18 protein-coding genes and 1 rRNA gene are annotated in these 19,955 nt (G+C 56.3%); 18 read left to right on the top strand and 1 reads right to left on the bottom strand.

Annotated elements, in window-relative coordinates:
- Positions 1–128 precede the first annotated feature (128 nt).
- The 15 genes from rrf to HGAS_RS07480 all read left to right on the top strand — a co-directional run bounded on the left by rrf (position 129) and on the right by HGAS_RS07480 (position 16,245).
- A 5S ribosomal RNA gene (rrf, locus tag HGAS_RS07550) occupies positions 129–246 on the top strand.
- Positions 247–405: 159 nt separating this feature from the next.
- Positions 406–1,053: a malonic semialdehyde reductase gene (locus HGAS_RS07545; RefSeq protein WP_019127200.1), complete on the top strand. Its 648-nt coding sequence runs from the start codon at positions 406–408 to the stop codon at positions 1,051–1,053.
- 18 nt (positions 1,054–1,071) lie between these two features.
- On the top strand, positions 1,072–1,515 hold the full coding sequence (gene rbfA / locus HGAS_RS07540; RefSeq protein WP_009407914.1) for a 30S ribosome-binding factor RbfA: 444 nt from the start codon (positions 1,072–1,074) through the stop codon (positions 1,513–1,515).
- Entirely contained in the window at positions 1,515–2,513 is a 999-nt protein-coding gene (gene truB, locus HGAS_RS07535) for a tRNA pseudouridine(55) synthase TruB (RefSeq protein WP_019127199.1), read from the top strand. Before rbfA ends, truB begins: the two co-directional genes overlap by 1 nt.
- 12 nt (positions 2,514–2,525) lie before the next feature.
- Positions 2,526–3,515: a bifunctional riboflavin kinase/FAD synthetase gene (locus HGAS_RS07530; RefSeq protein WP_019127198.1), complete on the top strand. Its 990-nt coding sequence runs from the start codon at positions 2,526–2,528 to the stop codon at positions 3,513–3,515.
- A 160-nt stretch (positions 3,516–3,675) separates the two neighbouring features.
- Positions 3,676–3,945 (top strand): 30S ribosomal protein S15, encoded by a 270-nt coding sequence (gene rpsO, locus HGAS_RS07525; protein WP_009407917.1) that lies wholly within the window; start codon positions 3,676–3,678, stop codon positions 3,943–3,945.
- A 241-nt stretch (positions 3,946–4,186) separates the two neighbouring features.
- Positions 4,187–6,544: a polyribonucleotide nucleotidyltransferase gene (locus HGAS_RS07520; RefSeq protein ID WP_019127197.1), complete on the top strand. Its 2,358-nt coding sequence runs from the start codon at positions 4,187–4,189 to the stop codon at positions 6,542–6,544.
- Between the two features lie 430 nt (positions 6,545–6,974).
- Positions 6,975–8,285: an MFS transporter gene (locus HGAS_RS07515; RefSeq protein ID WP_019127196.1), complete on the top strand. Its 1,311-nt coding sequence runs from the start codon at positions 6,975–6,977 to the stop codon at positions 8,283–8,285.
- Between the two features lie 28 nt (positions 8,286–8,313).
- Positions 8,314–9,294 carry an acetyl esterase gene (gene aes, locus HGAS_RS07510; protein ID WP_019127195.1) on the top strand — a complete coding sequence of 327 codons (981 nt, stop codon included), beginning with the start codon at positions 8,314–8,316 and terminating at the stop codon, positions 9,292–9,294.
- 41 nt (positions 9,295–9,335) lie between these two features.
- The gene (gene caiA, locus HGAS_RS07505; RefSeq protein ID WP_009407921.1) at positions 9,336–10,469 is read left to right on the top strand and encodes a crotonobetainyl-CoA dehydrogenase; all 1,134 of its coding nucleotides are present in this window, start codon (positions 9,336–9,338) and stop codon (positions 10,467–10,469) included.
- Between the two features lie 19 nt (positions 10,470–10,488).
- Positions 10,489–11,709, top strand: a complete 1,221-nt coding sequence (gene caiB, locus HGAS_RS07500) for an L-carnitine CoA-transferase (RefSeq protein ID WP_009407922.1) — start codon at positions 10,489–10,491, stop codon at positions 11,707–11,709.
- Between the two features lie 3 nt (positions 11,710–11,712).
- Positions 11,713–13,269, top strand: coding sequence for an AMP-binding protein (locus HGAS_RS07495; protein ID WP_019127194.1), 1,557 nt, complete (start codon positions 11,713–11,715; stop codon positions 13,267–13,269).
- A gap of 11 nt (positions 13,270–13,280) precedes the next feature.
- Positions 13,281–14,156 carry a MaoC/PaaZ C-terminal domain-containing protein gene (locus HGAS_RS07490; protein ID WP_019127193.1) on the top strand — a complete coding sequence of 292 codons (876 nt, stop codon included), beginning with the start codon at positions 13,281–13,283 and terminating at the stop codon, positions 14,154–14,156.
- 19 nt (positions 14,157–14,175) lie between these two features.
- Entirely contained in the window at positions 14,176–15,564 is a 1,389-nt protein-coding gene (locus tag HGAS_RS07485) for an MFS transporter (protein WP_019127192.1), read from the top strand.
- Between the two features lie 3 nt (positions 15,565–15,567).
- Positions 15,568–16,245 (top strand): MBL fold metallo-hydrolase, encoded by a 678-nt coding sequence (locus tag HGAS_RS07480; protein WP_019127191.1) that lies wholly within the window; start codon positions 15,568–15,570, stop codon positions 16,243–16,245.
- On the opposite strand, the gene HGAS_RS07475 is transcribed toward HGAS_RS07480, so the two are convergent.
- Positions 16,206–16,838 carry a TetR/AcrR family transcriptional regulator gene (locus tag HGAS_RS07475; protein ID WP_019127190.1) on the bottom strand — a complete coding sequence of 211 codons (633 nt, stop codon included), beginning with the start codon at positions 16,836–16,838 and terminating at the stop codon, positions 16,206–16,208. The genes HGAS_RS07480 and HGAS_RS07475 overlap by 40 nt on opposite strands.
- Before the next feature lie 146 nt (positions 16,839–16,984).
- Here HGAS_RS07475 and HGAS_RS07470 point away from each other — a divergent pair, with 146 nt between their 5' ends.
- Genes HGAS_RS07470 through HGAS_RS07460 form a run of 3 tightly spaced genes read left to right on the top strand, consistent with a single transcriptional unit; the run spans position 16,985 to position 19,947 of the window.
- Entirely contained in the window at positions 16,985–17,746 is a 762-nt protein-coding gene (locus HGAS_RS07470) for an electron transfer flavoprotein subunit beta/FixA family protein (RefSeq protein WP_009407928.1), read from the top strand.
- Between the two features lie 15 nt (positions 17,747–17,761).
- Entirely contained in the window at positions 17,762–18,634 is an 873-nt protein-coding gene (locus HGAS_RS07465) for an electron transfer flavoprotein subunit alpha/FixB family protein (RefSeq protein WP_019127189.1), read from the top strand.
- An 8-nt stretch (positions 18,635–18,642) separates the two neighbouring features.
- Entirely contained in the window at positions 18,643–19,947 is a 1,305-nt protein-coding gene (locus tag HGAS_RS07460) for an FAD-dependent oxidoreductase (RefSeq protein ID WP_019127188.1), read from the top strand.
- Positions 19,948–19,955 lie beyond the last annotated feature (8 nt).

Here is a 19,955-nt window from a genome sequence, read left to right as displayed (position 1 = left end):
AAACACATATCAACCACACTGGTTGACAGACACTGTGAGAGTGCTCGTCAAACCACTATACGGATCACAACCAACACAACCCCCAAAACAACAACGGGGGACTTAAGTGAATACTGGTTGAACCATCTTGTGGTGGTCATAGCCGCGGGGAAACGCCCAGCCTCCATTCCGAACCTGGAAGCTAAGCCCGCAAGCGCCGATGGTACTGCACCTGGGAGGGTGTGGGAGAGTAGGACACCGCCACAACAATCCTCACAAATAAAGCGGCAGCCCCGAGACCTGTAAAACAGCCTCGGGGCTGCCGCTTTCTTTACACGACGCCTCAAAACAGCCGCTCGAGGCCCGGCCACGCACCAATCGCCCGCTGTCTCAGCAGCCTTTCTACTTCAGCGATAAAGTCGGGGCATGACTGAAGTTTCGCAATCCTTAATTCCTGAATCGCAACTTCTTGAAGCGATGAACGCGCACGAGCTCCTTGCCAGGCTTTTCACTGACGCCCACACCGCATATACCTTTACCGAAGAACCTGTTACGGACGAAGAAGTTCATGCCGCTTACGATTTGGCAAAGTGGGCACCGACTGGAGTGAATGGCCAGCCACTGCGCGTTGCAATTGTTCGGAGCGGAGCAGCCAAACGACATCTGCTGGACGCTCTTCCCCGGGGTAACAGGGAGCAGGCTGAAGGCGCACCTTTGGTATTGGTGTGCGGCGCCAAAATGGATTTCCATCATGACCTTCCGTCGCTTCACCCTCGTGGGGAGCGCTATGAAAAGCTGCTTGCGGATAATGACAAGATGCGCACGGTTATGGCCCATACATCAGCCACGATTCAAGTTGCCTATCTGATTTTGGCCCTCCGCGCGCAAGGCTTGGAAACTGGGCCTATGAATCCGGATGACGCGCAACTTCTTCATGACTATTTCTTCCCTGGTGAGGATATTGAGCCAATCTTGGTCATTAACGTGGGCCATCCAGGTACTGATGCTTACCAGGAACGCGGGCCTCGGGTGGGGTACGATGAGGTGTTTCGCGAACCGCAGGTTAACGCCTGATCCCATAAGGAGGACGCCATGGCTGATGAAGCACGAGTTCGTAAAGTACAAGATCGCATCCAAGAGACGGTTGCTTCCCTTTTGGGGCGACGCATCAAAGATCCGCGTCTTGGCTTCGTCACCATTACCGATGTTCGGGTGACTGGTGACCTCCAACATGCCTCGATTTTCTACACGGTCCTTGGCGGCGAAGAAGAACGCGCTGCGACGGCTCGTGCTTTCGAATCTGCAAAGGGTTTGATTCGCAGTGAGGTTGGTAAAGCGCTGGGAATTCGCCTCACCCCAAGTATCGAGTTCATCCCCGATGCTCTTCCCGAAACGGTTGCTTCCCTAGAGAGCGCGCTTGCATCCGCGCGGGCTCATGATGAAGAGGTTGCTCGCCAGGCAGAAGGTGCGCAGTACGCGGGTGAAGCAGACCCTTATCGCAAGCCTGAAGAGGAAGAAGAGCAGGACGAACGTTAATGTCTGCTGCCTCCACTGATGCTGTTTCGGGGCTGCTGATTGTCGATAAACCCCAAGGGATTACCAGCCACGACGTCGTTTCGCGTACCCGGCGTTTAGCTCATACGCGCCGAGTTGGTCACGCGGGCACGTTGGATCCAATGGCTACGGGAGTGCTTGTCCTTGGAATCAACAAAGCAACACGTCTGCTCACGTGGATTACTGATCATTCCAAACGTTATGAAGCGCAGGTGCGTTTTGGTGTCGAAACGACAACCGAAGACGCAGAAGGCGAAGTGACTTCGGCCAAAGGCTGCGACGGCCTCGACAATGAGGAAATTGAAGCGGTACTTTCGCATTTCCGCGGAACTATTTCTCAGGTTCCCTCTGCAGTGAGCGCGATCAAGGTCAATGGAAAACGCGCCTACGCAAGGGTCCGTGCTGGTGAAGACGTGAAACTTGAGCCTCGCGAAGTAGAAATTTCCCTACTGGAAACGCAAGGGCAGCCTCGCTCTCACCGGGTGGAATACGCTTTGGAGGGCAAGAGCGCTCACGTCAATTGTGTTGACCTCAATCTGATCGTCGAGTGCTCGGCGGGAACCTATATCCGTGCCCTTGCGCGCGATCTTGGAAATGCATTGGGCTGTGGTGCTCATTTGATTTCGTTACGCCGCACTCGAGTTGGCGAGTTCTCAATTGACTGCGCCCATACCTTGCAGTCCTTGGACGAGGCCGCCGAGCAGAGTGGGGGAGAGACTCCTCTTCCGCTGACCTCCCTGAGCGAAGCCGCACGGGAGATGTTCCCTTGCCTTCTTCTTTCCGAGGCCGAGGCCGGTGCCTTCTCGCACGGGCAAGCTCCGCGTCGCGAAGCGGGCGAGGTCCTTCGTTTCGTTGAGGAGCATTTCCCGGGAGCTCAGCGCGGTGAGTTTGGGCCGATTGCTGCCTGTCGGGGTGATGGGGAAGTACTTGGACTTCTCAAGATTATTGACAATCGTTTCGCAACAGTTCTTGTTTTCTAGAAAGTAACCACAGTGGAGATTTGGCGTTCCTTAGACGAGATTCCTAAGGGATTGACTTCAGTTGTCACGATCGGCAACTTTGACGGGATGCACGAAGGGCATCGCAAGGTGATTTCTGCTGCTGTCACCGACGCACGTGCGATGGGGGTTCAGGCGATTGCTTGTACCTTCGATCCGCATCCACGTCAGGTGCACAATCCGGATAGCCCTCTCAAGCTGATCTCGCCTTTGCGTGACCGCTTGGATGCCATGGCTGCTACCGGATTGAATGCGACCTTTGTCATTCACTACGACGAATCCGTTTACACCTTGACTCCCCGTGAATTCGTTGAAAAATATGTGGTTGATGCGCTGGGAGCTGCCGAAGTCGTTGTCGGCAAGGACTTCCGCTTTGGTCGGAATAATTCGGGTGATCTAGAGACCCTCTCGGCACTTGGAGAAGAATTCGGATTCTCCGTTACCTCGGTGGACGATGTGACGGCTCCTGAGGGACGGCGCTGGTCATCGTCGTGGGTTCGACAGCTTCTGGAAGAGGGCGATGTTTCAGGGGCCGCTCGTGTGTTGGGACATCTTCACCGCATCCGCGGGACGGTTGAACACGGCTATAAGCGTGGGCGCGAGTTGGGATTCCCCACCGCAAACCTGTGCAATGACATCGAAGGTGTCGTTCCCGGCGATGGAGTTTATGCCGGCTGGCTCGTGCGTCATATTGGTGATGGTGGGGCAGCCGAATTCCTGCCTGCTGCCATTTCGGTGGGAACGAACCCACAGTTTGACGGTGAAGTGCGAACCGTTGAAGCGCATGTCTTGGGGCGCAGTGACCTTAACCTCTATGGCGAAAATGTCTCCATTATGTTTGTGAGCCGTATTCGCCCAATGGAATCTTTTGAATCCTTGGACGCATTGCTGTCTCAAATGGATGAGGATCTAAGAATTAGCGCCTACGTTCTTGGTGTTGGCGTGCCTACCCGAGTGGATCCCAAGGCTGTAACTGCACGTTGAGCGCCTCATGCTTGATCCTTCAGGTTGACGCTCGTGCTGCAGATCACGACTAAAGCCTGAAGATGGGATGCTAGACTAGTCTAAGCCGTCATGTCGGCCACGGATTGTATGCACAGGGAACGCCCTGTGGCTCCGTGCAACGAGTTAAAAGGAGAAGCCTGTGCCACTGAGCAAGGACGTTAAGGACCAGATCATCGCCGAGTACGCCACCCACGAAGGTGACACCGGCTCCCCCGAGGTTCAGATTGCGCTGCTGACCCAGCGAATCAAGGACCTGACCGAGCACTTCAAGACTCACAAGCACGATCACCACTCTCGTCGTGGTCTGCTGCTGCTGGTTGGTCGTCGTCGTCGCCTTCTCGGCTACCTCGCCGAGATCGACATTGAGCGTTACCGCTCGCTGATCGAACGACTGGGCCTGCGCCGCTGATTTTAGTCCGGCTCGATTCCATGTTGGAATCGAGCCGGATCACTACGTGTGGGCGAAGTGCACACGCGATAACTCAATACTTTGGATAGGGCGTAATCGTGCGCGGTTTTCGACAGTGGTTTACGGCTTCTCTGGCGCCTACGGATGTGGGAAGAGCCGGACAAAAGCCGTGGACTTCGATCGAAGGCCGATACGAACGCCGAAGTAGTGTGAAATAGATCAGTTCAAGGAGAACACACATATGATGGAAGGCGAAGATATCGTCTCAGCAGAGGCGATCATCGACAATGGCCGTTTCGGTAAGCGCGTCGTGCGTTTTGAAACGGGCCGCCTCGCCAAGCAGGCCGCAGGTGCGGCCATGGCCTACCTCGATGATGAAACCGCGGTTCTGTCCGCGACCACCGTGGGCAAGCAGCCCAAGGATCAGTTTGACTTTTTCCCGCTGACCGTTGACGTTGAAGAACGTTCCTACGCGGCCGGCCGTATCCCCGGATCGTTCTTCCGTCGCGAAGGCCGTCCCGGAACCGAAGCGATTCTGGCAGCACGCCTGATCGACCGTCCGCTGCGCCCCGGCTTCAAGAAGGGCCTGCGCAACGAGGTTCAGGTTGTCGCAACCGTTCTGGCTGCACACCCCAACGATGCATATGACGTCCTGGCAATTAATGCTGCCTCGATGTCGACCCAGATTGCTGGTCTTCCCTTCTCTGGCCCCATCGCAGGTACCCGTCTGGCCCTCATTGATGGCCAGTGGGTGGCATTCCCGCGCTGGTCAGAGATGGAGCGTTCCGTCTTCAATATCGTTGTTGCCGGTCGCATTGTGACCACCGAAGACGGTTCTGAAGATGTCGCCATCATGATGGTTGAGGCCGGCGGCGGCGAAAACGAATGGGACCTCATTCAGGCAGGCGCCGTTGCGCCGACCGAAGATGTCGTGGCTGACGGCCTCGAGGCCGCAAAGCCCTTCATTCGTGCACTGTGCGAAGCTCAGATGAAGGTTGCAGAGGTTGCCTCCAAGGAAACCGCTGAATTCCCGATCTTCCTGGATTACTCCGATGAGCAGTACGCAGCAGTTGAGCAGTGGGTTGGCGATAAGCTTGCCAAGGCGCTTCTCACTGAAGGTAAGCTCGCCCGCGAAGAGGCAGTCGACCAGGTCAAGGCCGATATGCTTGAAGCACTCTCCGAGCAGTTCCCCGAGGGTGAAAAGGAACTCAAGGCTGCATTCCGTTCTCTGGAGAAGCAGACCATCCGTAACCGCACCCTGCGCGAAGAAATCCGTATGGATGGCCGTTCGCTGCGTACCATTCGCTCCCTGAGCGCCGAGGTCGAGGTTCTTCCTCGCGTCCACGGTTCGGCTCTCTTCCAGCGTGGTGAGACCCAGATTCTGGGTGTGACGACCCTGGCTATGCTCCGCATGGAGCAGCAGTTGGATAACCTTTCGCCCATCACGGCGAAGCGTTACATGCACCAGTACAACTTCCCGCCTTACTCGACCGGCGAAACCGGCCGCGTGGGTTCGCCCAAGCGCCGCGAAATTGGCCACGGCGACCTTGCAGAGCGCGCTCTCAAGCCCGTGATTCCTTCGCGCGAAGAGTTCCCCTACGCAATCCGCCAGGTCTCCGAGACCATGGGCTCCAACGGCTCCTCTTCGATGGGTTCCGTATGTGCATCGACACTGTCGCTGCTCCAGGCTGGCGTGCCGCTGCGCGCCCCCGTCGCAGGCATCGCAATGGGCCTCATGACCGGTGAAGTTGATGGCAAGCAGAAGGCGGTGACCCTGACCGATATCCTCGGTGCTGAAGACGGCTTCGGCGATATGGACTTCAAGGTCGCTGGTACCCGTGAGTTCATCACTGCCCTGCAGCTGGATACCAAGCTCGACGGCATCGACTCCCAGGTGCTGCGTGGCGCACTGGCACAGGCCCGCGACGCACGCCTGCAGATCCTTGATCTGATGGAGCAGGCAATTGACGCCCCCGATGAGATGAGCCCCTACGCTCCTCGCATCATCACGGTCCAGGTCCCCGTCGACAAGATCGGTGAAGTCATTGGCCCCAAGGGCAAGATGATCAACCAGATCCAGGAAGACACTGGCGCAGAACTGACCATTGAGGACGATGGCACCGTCTACATCGGTGCATCGACCGGTGAAGCCGCAGAAGCCGCACGCGCGATGGTCAACCAGATTGCCAATCCGCAGATGCCCGAGGTGGGGGAGCGCTTCGTGGGAACCGTCGTGAAGACGACCTCCTTCGGTGCCTTTGTTTCCCTGACCCCCGGCAAGGACGGTCTGCTGCACATCTCGCAGGTTCGTCGTCTGGTCGGCGGTAAGCGCATCGACTCTGTCGATGATGTTCTTCAGGTTGGCCAGCAGGTCGAGGTTGAGATCCACGAGATCGGTGACCGCGGCAAGCTCAGCCTGTACGCCGTCGTTGATGGTGAAACCGGAGAGCTCGAGGCCAGCGATGAGCAGTCTCGCCGCCCCGAGCGTCGCGAGCGCTCCGAGCGCCGTGAACGCCGTGAGCGTCGTCCCCGTACGCGCACACGCCGTCGTCGCGATGATGACGAGGCCCAGGCTTCAGAGGGCTCCGACGAGGAGTGACCTTGCGCTGAGGGCGCGTTAGACAACGCGTACTCTGAGTTTTTATGCCGTGTGGGGCGAAGGAATTCCTTCGCCCCACACGGCATATTTATGCCTTCGCAACAGCATGTTCTCAGCTTTCAAGGTGTCATCCCAGTTATCTGAAAAAGCAGCAATTATCGACGAATACCGTCGGAAAAAATTTGATTCTTTGGGCCTAAAGACCCCTCGTTTTCATGTGGCGTCATTGATAGCGTTGGGGACGTGGCAGCGATTATTGCCTGTGACACATCGTGTTTCGACACTGATGTATGTCTGCAGAAATTCACCGCCCCCAGTGGCGGGATGCTGCACGAACAAGCCGCAATTATGGACGAATGTAGTCCAGGATATGCGCGATCTCACCCTAGTCCGATGAACTCTATTCTTCAGTGATAGAAAGGTCTTTCACATGTTGGGTTCTGCAGAGAGGAAAGCGAGCGACCTGAGCGCGGGTCACCGTATCTTCCTTCTGATCTTGGTCTCGATCGGTAGCTCGATCATTTACACTCCTGCCTATCTTCAGTACGTCTTCGAAGAACCGCTGGGTAAGGCCCTCATCGCCTCGGGTGGTGCTACGCCTGAAAACGTTGCCACCACGCTGGGTACGCTTCTGAGCGCATACGCTATGACCGCGCTTGTGTGCTATCTCCCCTCCGGTATTGTGGCGGATATCGTTCGCGTTCGGACCCTTTCGTGGGTCGGTTTCGCTCTGACTGCACTGCTCACCTTCTGGTACGCAATGTTCCCCTCGCTGACCACCATTCGCTTTCTTTTTGTCGCAATGGGCGTCACAACCATTCTCATTTGGTGGGGTATCCGTTACAAGCTTGTGCGACTGATCTCTGATGAAGATGGCTACGCGCGCAACATTGGTCTTTCTTACGCCTTCTATGGCCTTGCAGGTCTGATCCTGGGCTTCTTCAACTCGTGGCTGGTTGCCCACCTCGCATCGCGTGGTGACATCATCCCCATGCGTACTCTGCTCTTCATCCTGGGTGGCCTGATCATGGTTCTCGCCGTCCTCTCCTTCTTCTTCATCCCGAAGTTCGAAGGTGAAATCGGATCCGCCGAAGGCGGTTTCTCGGTGAAGCAAATCGGACAGGTCTTGGCGAACCCTGTCGTCTGGCTGGCAGCTGCCACCTTGTTCTTCGTCTACTTCTTCTACACCGGTGTAAACCAAACCACCGGCTACATGAACAAGGTCATGATGCTTGCTCCCGCAGTGGTCACCATGGTCGCAACCGTTCGTACCTACGGTATCTCGTTGGTCTCGGCTCCTTTCTTTGGATGGGTTGCTGAGAAGGTTGGTTCACCGTCGCGTGTTATTGCAGCTGCTTCACTGTTGGTTGCAGTGCTCTTTGCTGGATTCGCTGTCCTGCCCTCGGGTGCGAACGCTGTCCTCACCGCTGGATTGGTGATTCTCTTGGCGTTTATTGCCAACGGTGTCTTCGGTATTGTTTCCTCGCAGCTCACTGAAGGCAAGGTCGCTCCCGCAGTCTTCGGTACGGCCTCGGGCCTGCTCTCGGTCATCGGCTTCCTTCCCGATACCTTCTCCTACACCTGGTTTGGCTCAATTCGCGACGCCGCAGGTGATGCGCAAGAATCGGCGTTCCATCAGATCTTCATGATCCTTAGCGGTGCAGCCCTGCTGGCGGCGGTTTGTGCGATCGCTCTGGTTGTCGTGATTCGTATTCGCGAGAAGAAGAACGTCGAGGCCTGAAAACCAGGTACTAAGGAAGGAGGACGTAGTGGCACACAAACTTGATGTTCCCAGCATGTGGAGCGAGCAGATGGGCGCCGTCGTTGCCAAGCAAAACGAGCTGGCAAAAGACGCGTACTCGACCGATCAGAGCATCGAAGAGATGCGACAGGCCTATCGCAGTGAACGCCGTTTCTGGAACGAGGGCGGTCCGCATGTGGAAAGCGCGGAAGACCGAATGGTCCCGACGCGCCACGGGAGTATCCCGGTGCGCCGCTACGTCCCCCAGGCCTCGGGAGAAGAAAATAACGAATCTGCTCGCCCCATGATTGTTTATGTTCACGGTGGCGGCTGGCTGATCGGCGATGTCGATACCCACGATCGCATCACGCGCACGATTGCCTCGCTCACAGGAGCCATCGTCGTTTCGGTGGGCTATACGCTCTCTCCGGAAGCGCAATACCCGCAGCCGATCGAAGAAATTTCAGACGTCACCGACTACATCGTCCAGCACGCTCAGGAGTGGGGAATTGATCCTCAGGATGTCTCCTTCTCGGGGGACAGTGCAGGTGCAAATATGGCATTCGGTGCGCTGCTCTACCTTCGTGATCACGGCAAAACTGTGAACGCGCGGAGCATGCTGCTCTTCTACGGAGCATACGGCTTGCGTGACTCTCGATCGATGCGACTGCTGGGCGGCCCTTGGGATGGTCTTACCGAAGCCGATTACGAGTACTACCTCAAGGCCTACCTTGGAGATCTTGATAAGATTCGCGAACCATACGTGAATATTTTGGATAACGATCTGTCTTCGGCAGTCCCTCCCTGTTTCATCGTGGCCGCAGGCTTGGATCCTCTCAAAGATGATTCCGAGGCGCTTCATGAACTGCTTGATATCGCGGGAGTGGATAACGAATTCGTTGTCTATCCGAAGGTTATCCACGCATTCCTTCATCACTCTCGGATGCTGGATGACACGATGGATGCGATGCGGCGGGCAGCTGACTTCTTCCATAACCACAAAATCTAAGAAAACCACCTATTTCACATCACCGACGATAGGAAGTAAAAATGGACTTTTCACTGAGCGAAGACCAGCAATTGATGGTCGATGGATTCACCGAATTGATGGAGTCGCGCAACTGGGAGAAGTACTTCCAGGAATGCGATGAACGCTCCGAATACCCCCAGGAATGGGTTTCGGCAATTTGCGAGCTTGGCTTTGACCAGATCCTCCTTCCCGAGGAAAACGGCGGTCTGGGGGCCGATTGGGTGACCCTTACCGCCGCTTACGAGGCCCTTGGCCGCGCCGGTGGCCCTACCTACGTTCTCTACCAGCTTCCCTGCTGGGATACCGTTTTGCGTGAGGGCACCGAGGAACAGAAGGAAAAGATCCTTTCCTTCGTGGGCACCGGTAAGCAGATGCTCAACTACGCAATGACCGAGCCGAGCGCAGGATCCTCTTGGGATGATATGCGCACGACCTACACCCGTAAGGACGGCAAGGTCTACCTGAACGGTCACAAGACCTTTATTACTTCCTCGAAGTACGTGCCCTACCTGGTTGTTATGGCTCGCGATAGCGACAACATGGACACCTACACCGAGTGGTTTGTCGACATGTCCCTGCCGGGCATTACCAAGGAACCCCTGCATAAGCTGGGCCTGCGTATGGACTCTTGCTGCGATATCTACTTCGATAACGTCGAACTTCGCGAAGAAGACCTCTTCGGAACCGAAGGAAATGGATTCCGCCGCGGAGTCGCCGACTTCGATCTTGAGCGTTTCCTTGTTGCTCTGACCAACTACGGCCAGGCTTACTGCGCCTTCGAAGATGCCGCGCGCTACGCCAACCAGCGTGTCCAGGGTGGACAGGCAATTGCCCGCCACCAGCTCATCCAGCTCAAGTTCGCGGACATGAAGGTTGCGCTCACCAATATGCGCAACATGCTCTACGAAATCGCATGGAAGCACGATAACGGTCTGCTTGGCCGTGGCGACTGCTCCATGGCGAAGTACTACTGCGCACACGCAGCATTCGAGGTCGTCGACAATGCTCTGCAGGTTCTGGCAGGTGTCGGTATTACCGGTGAACACCGCGTCCAGCGTATGTTCCGCGACCTGCGCGTTGACCGCGTCAGCGGTGGCACTGACGAAATGATGATCCTCACCGCAGGCCGTGCAGCTCTGAAGGAATACCGCTGATCGGCGGGAGGTGTATCTGATGTCATTACCCGTTGATAAGCCGTCCTACGGAAATCTTGACGGCCTGAAGGTCGTTTACTCGGCAGTGGAGATTGCTGTTCCTACCGCATGCGAAATCATGTCGGAGTGGGGTGCCGATATCACTTGGATTGAGAACACCTACAGTGGTGACTCCGTGCGTGATACCGAGTTCGTCAAGGAAATGGAACGACGCAATCAGCGCTCCATCTCGATGAATCCTTTCACGGATGAAGGAAAGGAGATTATCCGCGCGCTGGTCAAGGATGCGGATATCTTCATCGAATCCTCGAAGGGCCCGGTGTGGGCACGAAAGGGAATCACCGATGAGTTCCTGTGGGAGGTCAACCCCCGTCTGGTCATTGTGCACGTTTCCGGTTTCGGCCATGTTGGTGATCCCAAGCGTGTTCACTCCGCGGCATATGATCTGACCGTCCAGGACTATTCAGGTTACGTGTACCAGAACGGCACGCCTGAAGAAGCAATGACGGCAGCTCCCTACACCGGTGACTACTTCAACTCGCTCATGGTGATCTCCTCTGCACTGGCTGCGGTCTTCCGCGCTCAGCGCACCGGAGAAGGTGAGTCGATCGACGTCGCAATGTATGAAACGATGCTGCGCGTTGGCGCCTACTACATGATCGACTACATGAATAAGGGAGTGCTCTACCCGCGTGCGGGTGCACGCCATCAGAACCTGTGCGCGATCGGTCAGTACAAGACCAAAGACGGAATCCTGGGCCTGTGCTGCTACGGCGTTCCTCAGAACAAGTACCTGCTCGAGGTCATTGGTCTGGGGGATCTGTGGGGAACAGAAGAATACCCCGAGGACACCTCAGCGCTGTGGCTTGACGGCCCCAAGGCCTCGTTGATTGAGCAAAAACTGGAAGAGTACCTGCTCACCCAGAACGTCGACGATGTTGAGGCAGATTTTGTTGCCCACAAGATCGCTGCTCAGAAATGCTTGGATTTCGACGACCTCATGGCCGAAGAACACACCAAGCTGCGCGGAAACTTCATGGAGTGGGAGAACCGCGAAGGGGAGACGATCAAGGGCCTGAATACGGTTCCTCGTTTTGCGCATCGCCCCGGTGGTTTCTGGCGTCCGATGCCCGCATTGGGTGAAGACACTCGAGATGTCCTTCACCGCAGCGGTTTCTCAGACGAGGATATCGAGCGTTTCAAGGCCTCCGGTTCCATCAAGTTCGCCGAAGAGGACTGATTCGTGACCATTCGGGATGAGATTCACTCGCGCACTAATCTGCGCGACATCTGGGAGGATGCGGTTAATGCAGCCCCAGAACGCAGCTTCCTCATTTTTGAGGATGTGTGCGCTGGTGTGCGCGTTGAACGCTCCTACCGTCAGACAGATGAGCAAGTGAATCGATATGCGAATGCCCTTCTCAAACTGGGCTATCGCAGCGGTGACCGCATTGCACTTTACCTGCCCAATAGCATCGAGTTCATCGAGTGCTTCTTGGCGATCGCGAAGATCGGTGCGGTCATCGTTCCCCTGGACACGAAGGGAACTTCTTTCGAACTTGCGGGGCTGATCGATGCCAGTGGCGCTCGCGCGGTGATTTGTACCCGAGGCTGTTCGCTGACCCTTGACGAGGCCGTGCTGGCCTCGGGGGTTCAGGTGCTCTTGGTGGGAAGTGATGCCGGTGAGGAGGAGTCTTCTCTACTTGCTCTCAGCCGGACGTGCTCACCGCAGCTGGATTACGATCCGCAGCTTGAAGCGCTGAGTCTTCTGGAAATTATGTTCACCTCTGGGACGACCGCCTCTCCTAAAGGTGTCATGATCACCCATGCCAATGCCGTATTTTCAGGAAAATACGTCAACTGGGAACTGGCGATGACCAGTGATGATCGCTACGCGACTTCTATGGTTGCCAGTCACGTGAACTTCCAGCTCTCAGCCTTCATTCCGGTCATCACCGCTGGAGCGACGCTGATTCTTCTTAGCCGTTACAGCGCGCATCGTTTCTGGAAATCGGTGTGTCAGACCCGAGCGACTCTAGTCCAGGGAATGGCACTGATTGTCATGACGATGCTTGCTCAACCCGTGGATCCAGAAGAACAGAAGCACTGTGTGCGTCAGATGCACTATTTCCTGATGCTGTCCGATGAAGACAAAGAACGCTTTGAAAAGCGTTTTGCTGTTCCACTACTCAATAACTATGGCTCGACCGAGACCCTGGTTGGAGTTGTTACCGATCCGCCCGTGGGGGAGCGGCGGTGGCCTTCTGTGGGACAGGTTGGTCCGGACTATGAACTCAAGATTTGTGATGAATCTGGAGTAGAAGTAGCGCAGGGACACAACGGCGAAATCTGCATTCGTGGCGAGATGGGAATCTCGCTCATGCAAGGGTACTGGCAGCGCCCCGATGCGACTGATGAGGCTGTCATCGATGGGTGGTATCACACCGGTGACTGGGGATACGTTGACCCCGATGGATGGCTCTTCTTCGTTGATCGGCGACACGATCTCATCAAGCGCAACGGTGAGTCGGTGGCCTCGGGAGAAATTGAAAACCTTCTACGCCAAATCCCGCAAGTGAGCGATGCGGCAGTCGTCGGAGTTCGCAACCCCATTCGCGGGCAAGATATTCATGCCTTCCTTACCCTCCACCCGGGTAAGGACCTGAGCCCTGACAGTGTGTTGGAGTTTTGCCGCCAACGACTGTCCTCCTTCAAAGTTCCCAACGAGGTACGAATCATTGATGAGCTGCCTCGCGGTGAATACGGCAAAGTCAATAAAGAATTACTCAAAACCCTGTGAAAGGAACAGGCATGGCAATCAATACGGATATGGTCGGACAGACCTTCGGTCCTTTCGTCCGTGACTACACTTTCCGTGATCTTGAGCTGTTTGCTCTTGGCTGCGGTGCAGGTATCGATGGCAAGGACGGCCTCGAATACCTCAACGAGCACGATGAACGTAATCCTCAGCTCAAGGTTCTGCCCATGTTTGGTGCGATGCTCATCGTGGATTCTGAGGTCACTCGTACCATCGACTACGGCTACAACTACGCGGGCTCCCTGCACTGGGGCTTCGATATTCGCTTCCACCAGCCGATCACCAAGATGAGCGATCACCTGGAGACCATGGTTCGCCTTGAAGGCCTCTATGACCGTGGTGAGGGCCGTGGCCTGCTCGCTCAGCATATTGGCGACACCTACGATTCGGACGGCAATCTGCTTTTCACGAACGAATCTTGGGACTGCCTGATTTACGACGGTGGCTGGGGAGGCCCCAAGCCTCCCAAGGACATCGTCGAGATGCCAGAGCGTGAGGTTGACGTCGAGGTTGTTGAGCGTATTCCTGAGAACCAGGCCTTGATCTACCGCCTGTCGGGTGACTACCACCCGCAGCACATCGACTGGGATTACGCAGCTGAGAACGGTGAGCCTCGTCCCATTCTTCACGCAATCTCTTATGCGGGTGTTGTTATGCGTCATGCAATCAACGCTTTCGTTCCCGGAGAACCCGAGCGCATCAGCCGTTTCAAGACCCGCATTACTTCGCCGGTTCTGCCCGGTAGCACTCTGAAGACGAAGCTGTGGAAGGTTGGAGAAGGCGAGCTCCGTTTCCAACTGGTGGACGAAGATGCTGATGTCACCGGCGCGAAGCCGCACCTGAACTGGGGGATTATCGAATACCGCTGAAGTAACCTTGAAAGCATAGATGCGTGATCACACGATGATCCGCAGCTCTGCTACCGAGGTGTTAGAGGGGATACACGCAGTGAAAAAGGAAGTAACAGATCTCGAAGATCTGGATATGTCAGGTGTGCTCTGGCGCATCATCGCATTTTCCAGTGGCGGTCCGTTCCTTGAGGGTTATGTTCTAGGAATTATCGGCGTAGCGCTTTCACGCCTGGGTACCGATATCGAGATCAGTAATTCCATGTCGGGCTTGCTGGGAATCGCCGCATTGGTCGGTCTTTTCTTGGGAGCTGCAGTCGGAGGATGGCTGACGGACCTCATTGGTCGTCACAAGATGTTCATTCTCGACCTGATCGTCATTGTCGTTTTGTCGGCACTGTGTGCCGTCGTTACGTCTCCTCTGCAATTAGTGGCTCTGCGCTTCCTCATCGGTGTGGCAATCGGCGCCGATTATCCGATTGCCACATCGATGATCGCGGAGTTTTCACCCCGCAAACATCGTGCAATGTCGATGGGCATGATCGCTGCCGCATGGTACCTTGGCGCCAATGTCGCGGCTCTTGTGGGCTACGCTCTTTACGAGACTCCTCACGGCTGGCGCTGGATGCTGGCATCGTCTGCGATTCCGGCAGTGCTGATTCTTATCGGACGTTGGGATATCCCCGAATCTCCTAGGTGGTTGGCATCGAAGGGCCGTCAAGAAGAGGCCGATCGCGTTGTCATGAAACTCTTCGGTGAAAATGTCCGCCTTCCTGCGCAAGAGGTTGCAGAAAAAACTGAGTTTAAGAAGATCTTCAGCGGAGTTTATCTTCGTCGCGTGATCTTCGTTGGTGTGATTTGGCTCTGCCAGGCAATTCCGATGTTTGCCCTCTACACCTATGGCCCCACAATCGTTGGCTCAATTGGCCTCGGAGAGGGACGCAATTCGCTGATTGGTGAGCTTGTTATCGGCACCTTCTTCATGCTCGGTACATTCCCCGCAATGTACTTGGCTGAACGCGTGGGGCGTCGTCCGCTCATCATCTGGTGTTTCTTCGGCATGACGATTGCACTTGGCCTGATTGGTTTCTTCCCGCAGGGCGGAATCGTTCTGATTTCCATCTGCTTCATCGCCTACGCACTTCTTGCCGGCGGTCCGGGCAACCTCGAGTGGCTCTACCCCAACGAGCTCTTCCCAACCTCCATTCGCGCCTCGGCAATGGGCGTTGCTATGGCTCTGAGCCGAATTGGCACCGTCTACTCAATGTTCGTCCTTCCGGCATTTATCGCCGATTACGGGATCTCTGCGACCATGCTTGCCGGTGCCCTCATTTCAGCTCTTGGATTTGGTGTTTCCTTCGTTTGGGCCCCCGAAACCAAGGGCCTGAGCTTGGACGTTACAGGATCAGCGGACTTCAAGGGGCGCTAAACGATGTATCGCATTGATTCAGTGGTTGTGAGCGCGTACCGCACGAATTGTTACGCGCTAACGAATGAAGGCGGGACGATTATTGTCGACCCGGGCGACCAGGCGAGCTTCCTCCAGCAATGGACGCAGGACCTGGACGTCATCGGTATCGTGCTCACCCACTGTCATTGCGACCACATCGGGGCTGTCAATGAACTTGTCGCTCAACACGGGTGCTGGGTTGCCTGTGGAGCTGCAGATGTTGCTGGAACGCGGGACTTGCATCTGTCTGGATTCGATGCCGAAGGTATCGACTACGTCGTGGATCACGTTGATCGGTCTTTGAAGGAAGGCGATGTCATTGAGTGGGGTATCGATCGCCTTGAGGTGATCGATACCCCGGGACACACTCAGGGACATATCTGTTTGATCGATCGTGCCAACTCGATCCTGTTCAGCGGCGACATGCTATTTGCCGGAACGATTGGACGGACTGATTTCCCCGGGGGAGACCGGGCGCTTATGGCCTCTTCCTGCGCGAAACTCGCAGAGCTTACTCAGGATTTTCGCGTACTTCCCGGGCACGGTCCAGCCACCACTTTGGCAGCAGAAAAGTCGCAGCTCAGGCACTGGGCACGCGTTCTTTGCCCGCGGGAAGTGACTCAGGATACTGCGCGTAATGACGAATTGAGACTGCCATGAAGCTGATCGTCAATCAAAGCTTCAAGGTAGCGCGGAACCTTCAGCATGAAGCAGTCGATGTAGTCATCGGGCAGGCAGAAGGTGCGCATCAGAACCGAGCCTTCAACCGCGTCAAGCAGGCGGGTCACCGACAGGGTGTCCTTAATTTGCCCCGCGCTCTTGAACTCCCACAAGCGTGTGCGAATCGCACCCAAGGGGGTAACGAAAATCTGGTTGTGAATCAGCGCGATCGTCGGATCGTTTGTTTCACCGGCCTCGACGAACAGGCGACGAACTGCCCGGCGATTTGGGCCAAGGTACTCGCGAAGGCGGAATTCGGCCTCGTTCATCAAAACTTCCCGCGCGCTATTCCCGCGTGGGCCAGGGCAACGAACCAATCGCGCGAAGGCGTCCTTCAAGAGGTCATCGCGGGTTTCCCAGCGTGTGTAAATGCTGGATTTGCCCACTCCGGCAGCGCTGGCGACCTTGGTCAGGTTGAAAGCGGCCCAGCCGACCTCTCCGTAGAGTGTCAGGGCACTTTCGATGATTTTGGTTTCGACCACTTCATCGCGCGGTCGACCAACTTTGGGCGCGTCTTGTCGAGGATTCGGCACGACTTGCACCTTTCTTTCATAGCTGCTGGTAAGCGCCATATTACTCGCACTTTGCGGGTTAATGCGTGCGCTTTTCGGGAGCTGGGAAAACTTGGGGAGTCTTCCCTGTATCTATCCGAAAACAACACTCAAGAGAGAAGGACACGATGAGTATCGTTGTCGCGTATAAGTACGCTGCAAACCCGCAGGATACAACCGTGGGTTCTGATGGTGTCGTTGACTGGTCGCGTGCGAAGGCCGCGGTGAGTGAATACGACCCCGTTGCCATTCAGGTGGCACGCACTGTCGCAGATGCTAAGGGCGAAGAGCTCGTTGGCATTTCCGTGGGAGACGCACAGGTGTCCTCCTCAATGGCAAAAAAGGCTGCTCTTTCGCGCGGACTCGACCGTGCGTTGGTCGTCGCCGATGATGCCGTTCGTGATCTGAACGCCACTGCGGTCGCAGCCGCGCTTGCTGCTCTGGTTCGCAAGGTTGAAGGCGCGAATATCCTCCTGACGGGTGATTCTTCGATTGATGAGTCCGCCAAGATGATGTCTGCTCTGGTCGCCGGTTACCTGGGATGGCCCTGCTTCCAGGAGGTTTCCGCGGTCGAGGCCAACGGAGATGGGTGGACCATCACGCAGGCTACCGCCTCTGGCACCCGAACGATTTCTATCGAGGGCCCTGTCGTCGTTGCCGTGACGACAGATGCTGCGACCGTCAAGGTTCCCGGCATGAAGGATGTTCTGCAGGCTGGAAAGAAGCCGATGGACACCGTTGCTCTTGCAGATCTGGGTGTCGAGCCGATTTCCGTTGAGGTCACCGGCCGCCTGCGCCCGGTCGCTCAGGAACGTAAGAAGGAAATTCTCAGTGGTGACGACGCCGCTGTGAAGCTGGTTGAGGCGCTTCGTAGCGCTGGTGTGCTCTGAGAAAGGACTTGGACAATGACTAACGCATGGATCATTACGACATCGAATCAGATTGCATCCCTCGTAGAGGCCGCGCGTGCGATCGGTTCCGTTACCGTCATCGCTCTTGGCAATGAGGCCACCGGCATCGCTGGTGTTGACCGCGTTGTGACCATCGGTCGTGGAAGCGATGCGCCTCTTGAGGCTTTTGCTCCCGCGGTGAACGCCGTGTTGGAAGGCGCAGGCGCAGATATCGTCTTTGCCGCGAACCGTCCCGTTGAGCGCGTCCTTGCCGGCGCTGTTGCAGCGCGCCTGGGCCTTCCCCTCATCAACGGTGCGCTCCGCGTTTCCGCTGGCGAGGCCGAAGTTTCGCGCTTTGGTGGCCTGACTCAGGAGACCATTTCCTTCCCCGGCGGCGCTGTTGTCGTCCTCGAAGGTGGAGCCCCCGTCGAAGGTGCAGAAGTTGCGCCCGAGGCCGGTTCGGAAGAACACTACGAAGCCAGCGTGAGCGCTGTGGAGCCCGCTGGTTCAGGTCCCGCCAATCTTGCTGCAGCGCGTCGTATCGTCGCAGCCGGTCGTGGCTTCAAGGCCGAGGAAGATCTGCAGATTGCCCGCGACCTGGCCGCAGCGCTGGGCGCCGAGCTCGCATGCTCCCGTCCCCTGGCTGAAGGTACCGCTTGGCTGTCCAAGGATCGCTATGTTGGTGTTTCCGGCATGCACGTTGCTCCGGATCTGTACCTTGCTGCCGGTATTTCCGGTCAGGTTCAGCACACCTCGGGCATGTCCGATTCGAAGGTCGTCGTTGCTGTCAATAGTGATGCCAATGCCCCGATCTTTGAGGTTGCTGACTACGGAATCGTGGGCGACCTCTACGATGTCCTGCCTGCGATTACCGCAGCACTTTCCTGAGGAAGAGTATGTCTGAAGAAGTAGAGGTTGATTTCGAGGTCATCGTCATCGGTGGAGGTGTAGCCGGTTGCGTTGCCGCCTACACTCTTGCCGGACAAGGACACGAGGTCCTTCTCATCGAGCGTGCGATGGAACCCGGTTCCAAGAATCTCTCGGGTGGTGTTTTCTACTGCCGAGTAATGGAACAGGTCTTCCCGGACTTCGTCAATGAAGCTCCTGTAGAACGCCGAATCACGCGTAACATCGTCAGCCTGCTCAATGAAAAGTCAGCGGTCAACATTGACTACTGGGATCAGCGTCTTGCTGAGCCCGCCAATGCAGTCACAGTGTTGCGTGCAAAGCTTGATTTGTGGCTGAGCGAGAAGTGCGAGGAAGCCGGTGTCACCGTGATGCCGGGTGTGAAGGTTGACTCCCTCATCATCGAAAACGGACAGGTTGTTGGTGTTCGTGCCGGAGAAGATGAGCTGCGCTCCCACGTTGTGGTTGCCGCAGATGGGGTGAACTCTTTCATTGCCCAGCAGGCGGGAATCCGCGCTAAAGAGCCGAAGAAACACCTTGCAGTGGGTGTGAAGTCGGTGATCGCTCTTCCCGAGAAGGTCCTTGAAGATCGCTTCAATGTGCGCGATAACTGCGGTGCAGCCTACGCCATGGTTGGGGATGCGACGCAGGGCGTCGCAGGTGGAGCTTTCATGTACACCAATAAAGATTCCGTCTCTATTGGTGTTGTCATGCGTCTTGATGATTTGGAAGCATCGGGCTTGTCCTCTTCGGATGTCCATGATCACCTGCTCGCTCACCCGGCAATCGCTCCTCTTCTTGAAGACGGCGAATTGCTTGAGTACGGGTGCCACCTGACCATTGAAGATGGGCCTCAGATGGTGACCCACGATCTCACCCGTCCAGGGTTGGTGATTATTGGTGATGCAGCTGGATTCACTCTTAACACTGGTTTGACCATTCGAGGGATGGATCTTGCTGCGGGTTCTGCGCTCGCGGCTTCAACGGCGGTTCATGCTGCCCTTGAATCCGGCGATTTCTCTCAGGCAACGATGGATCGCTACCTCAGCGAGTTGAAATCTTCCTTCGTCGGGCAGGACATGCAGACCTACGCGAAAGCCCCCGCTTTCCTTGAGCGTCCTCGTATGTACAAGGACTATGGACGCCTTGCTGCAGAGGTTTTCTATGGAGTCTTCAACCATGATCTGCGCCCGCGTCGCCACATCATGAAGGTCGCGATGGATGCGTTCAAGGCTTCTGGCCTGCGTTTGCGGGATCTCATCAGTGACGGCTTGGCCGGTATCAAGGCACTGTGAGGCAGGAG

It is taken from the genome of Actinomyces sp. ph3, assembly GCF_000308055.1.
Taxonomy (GTDB): Bacteria; Actinomycetota; Actinomycetes; order Actinomycetales; family Actinomycetaceae; genus Pauljensenia.
This window is presented reverse-complemented; position numbering and strand designations above follow the sequence as displayed.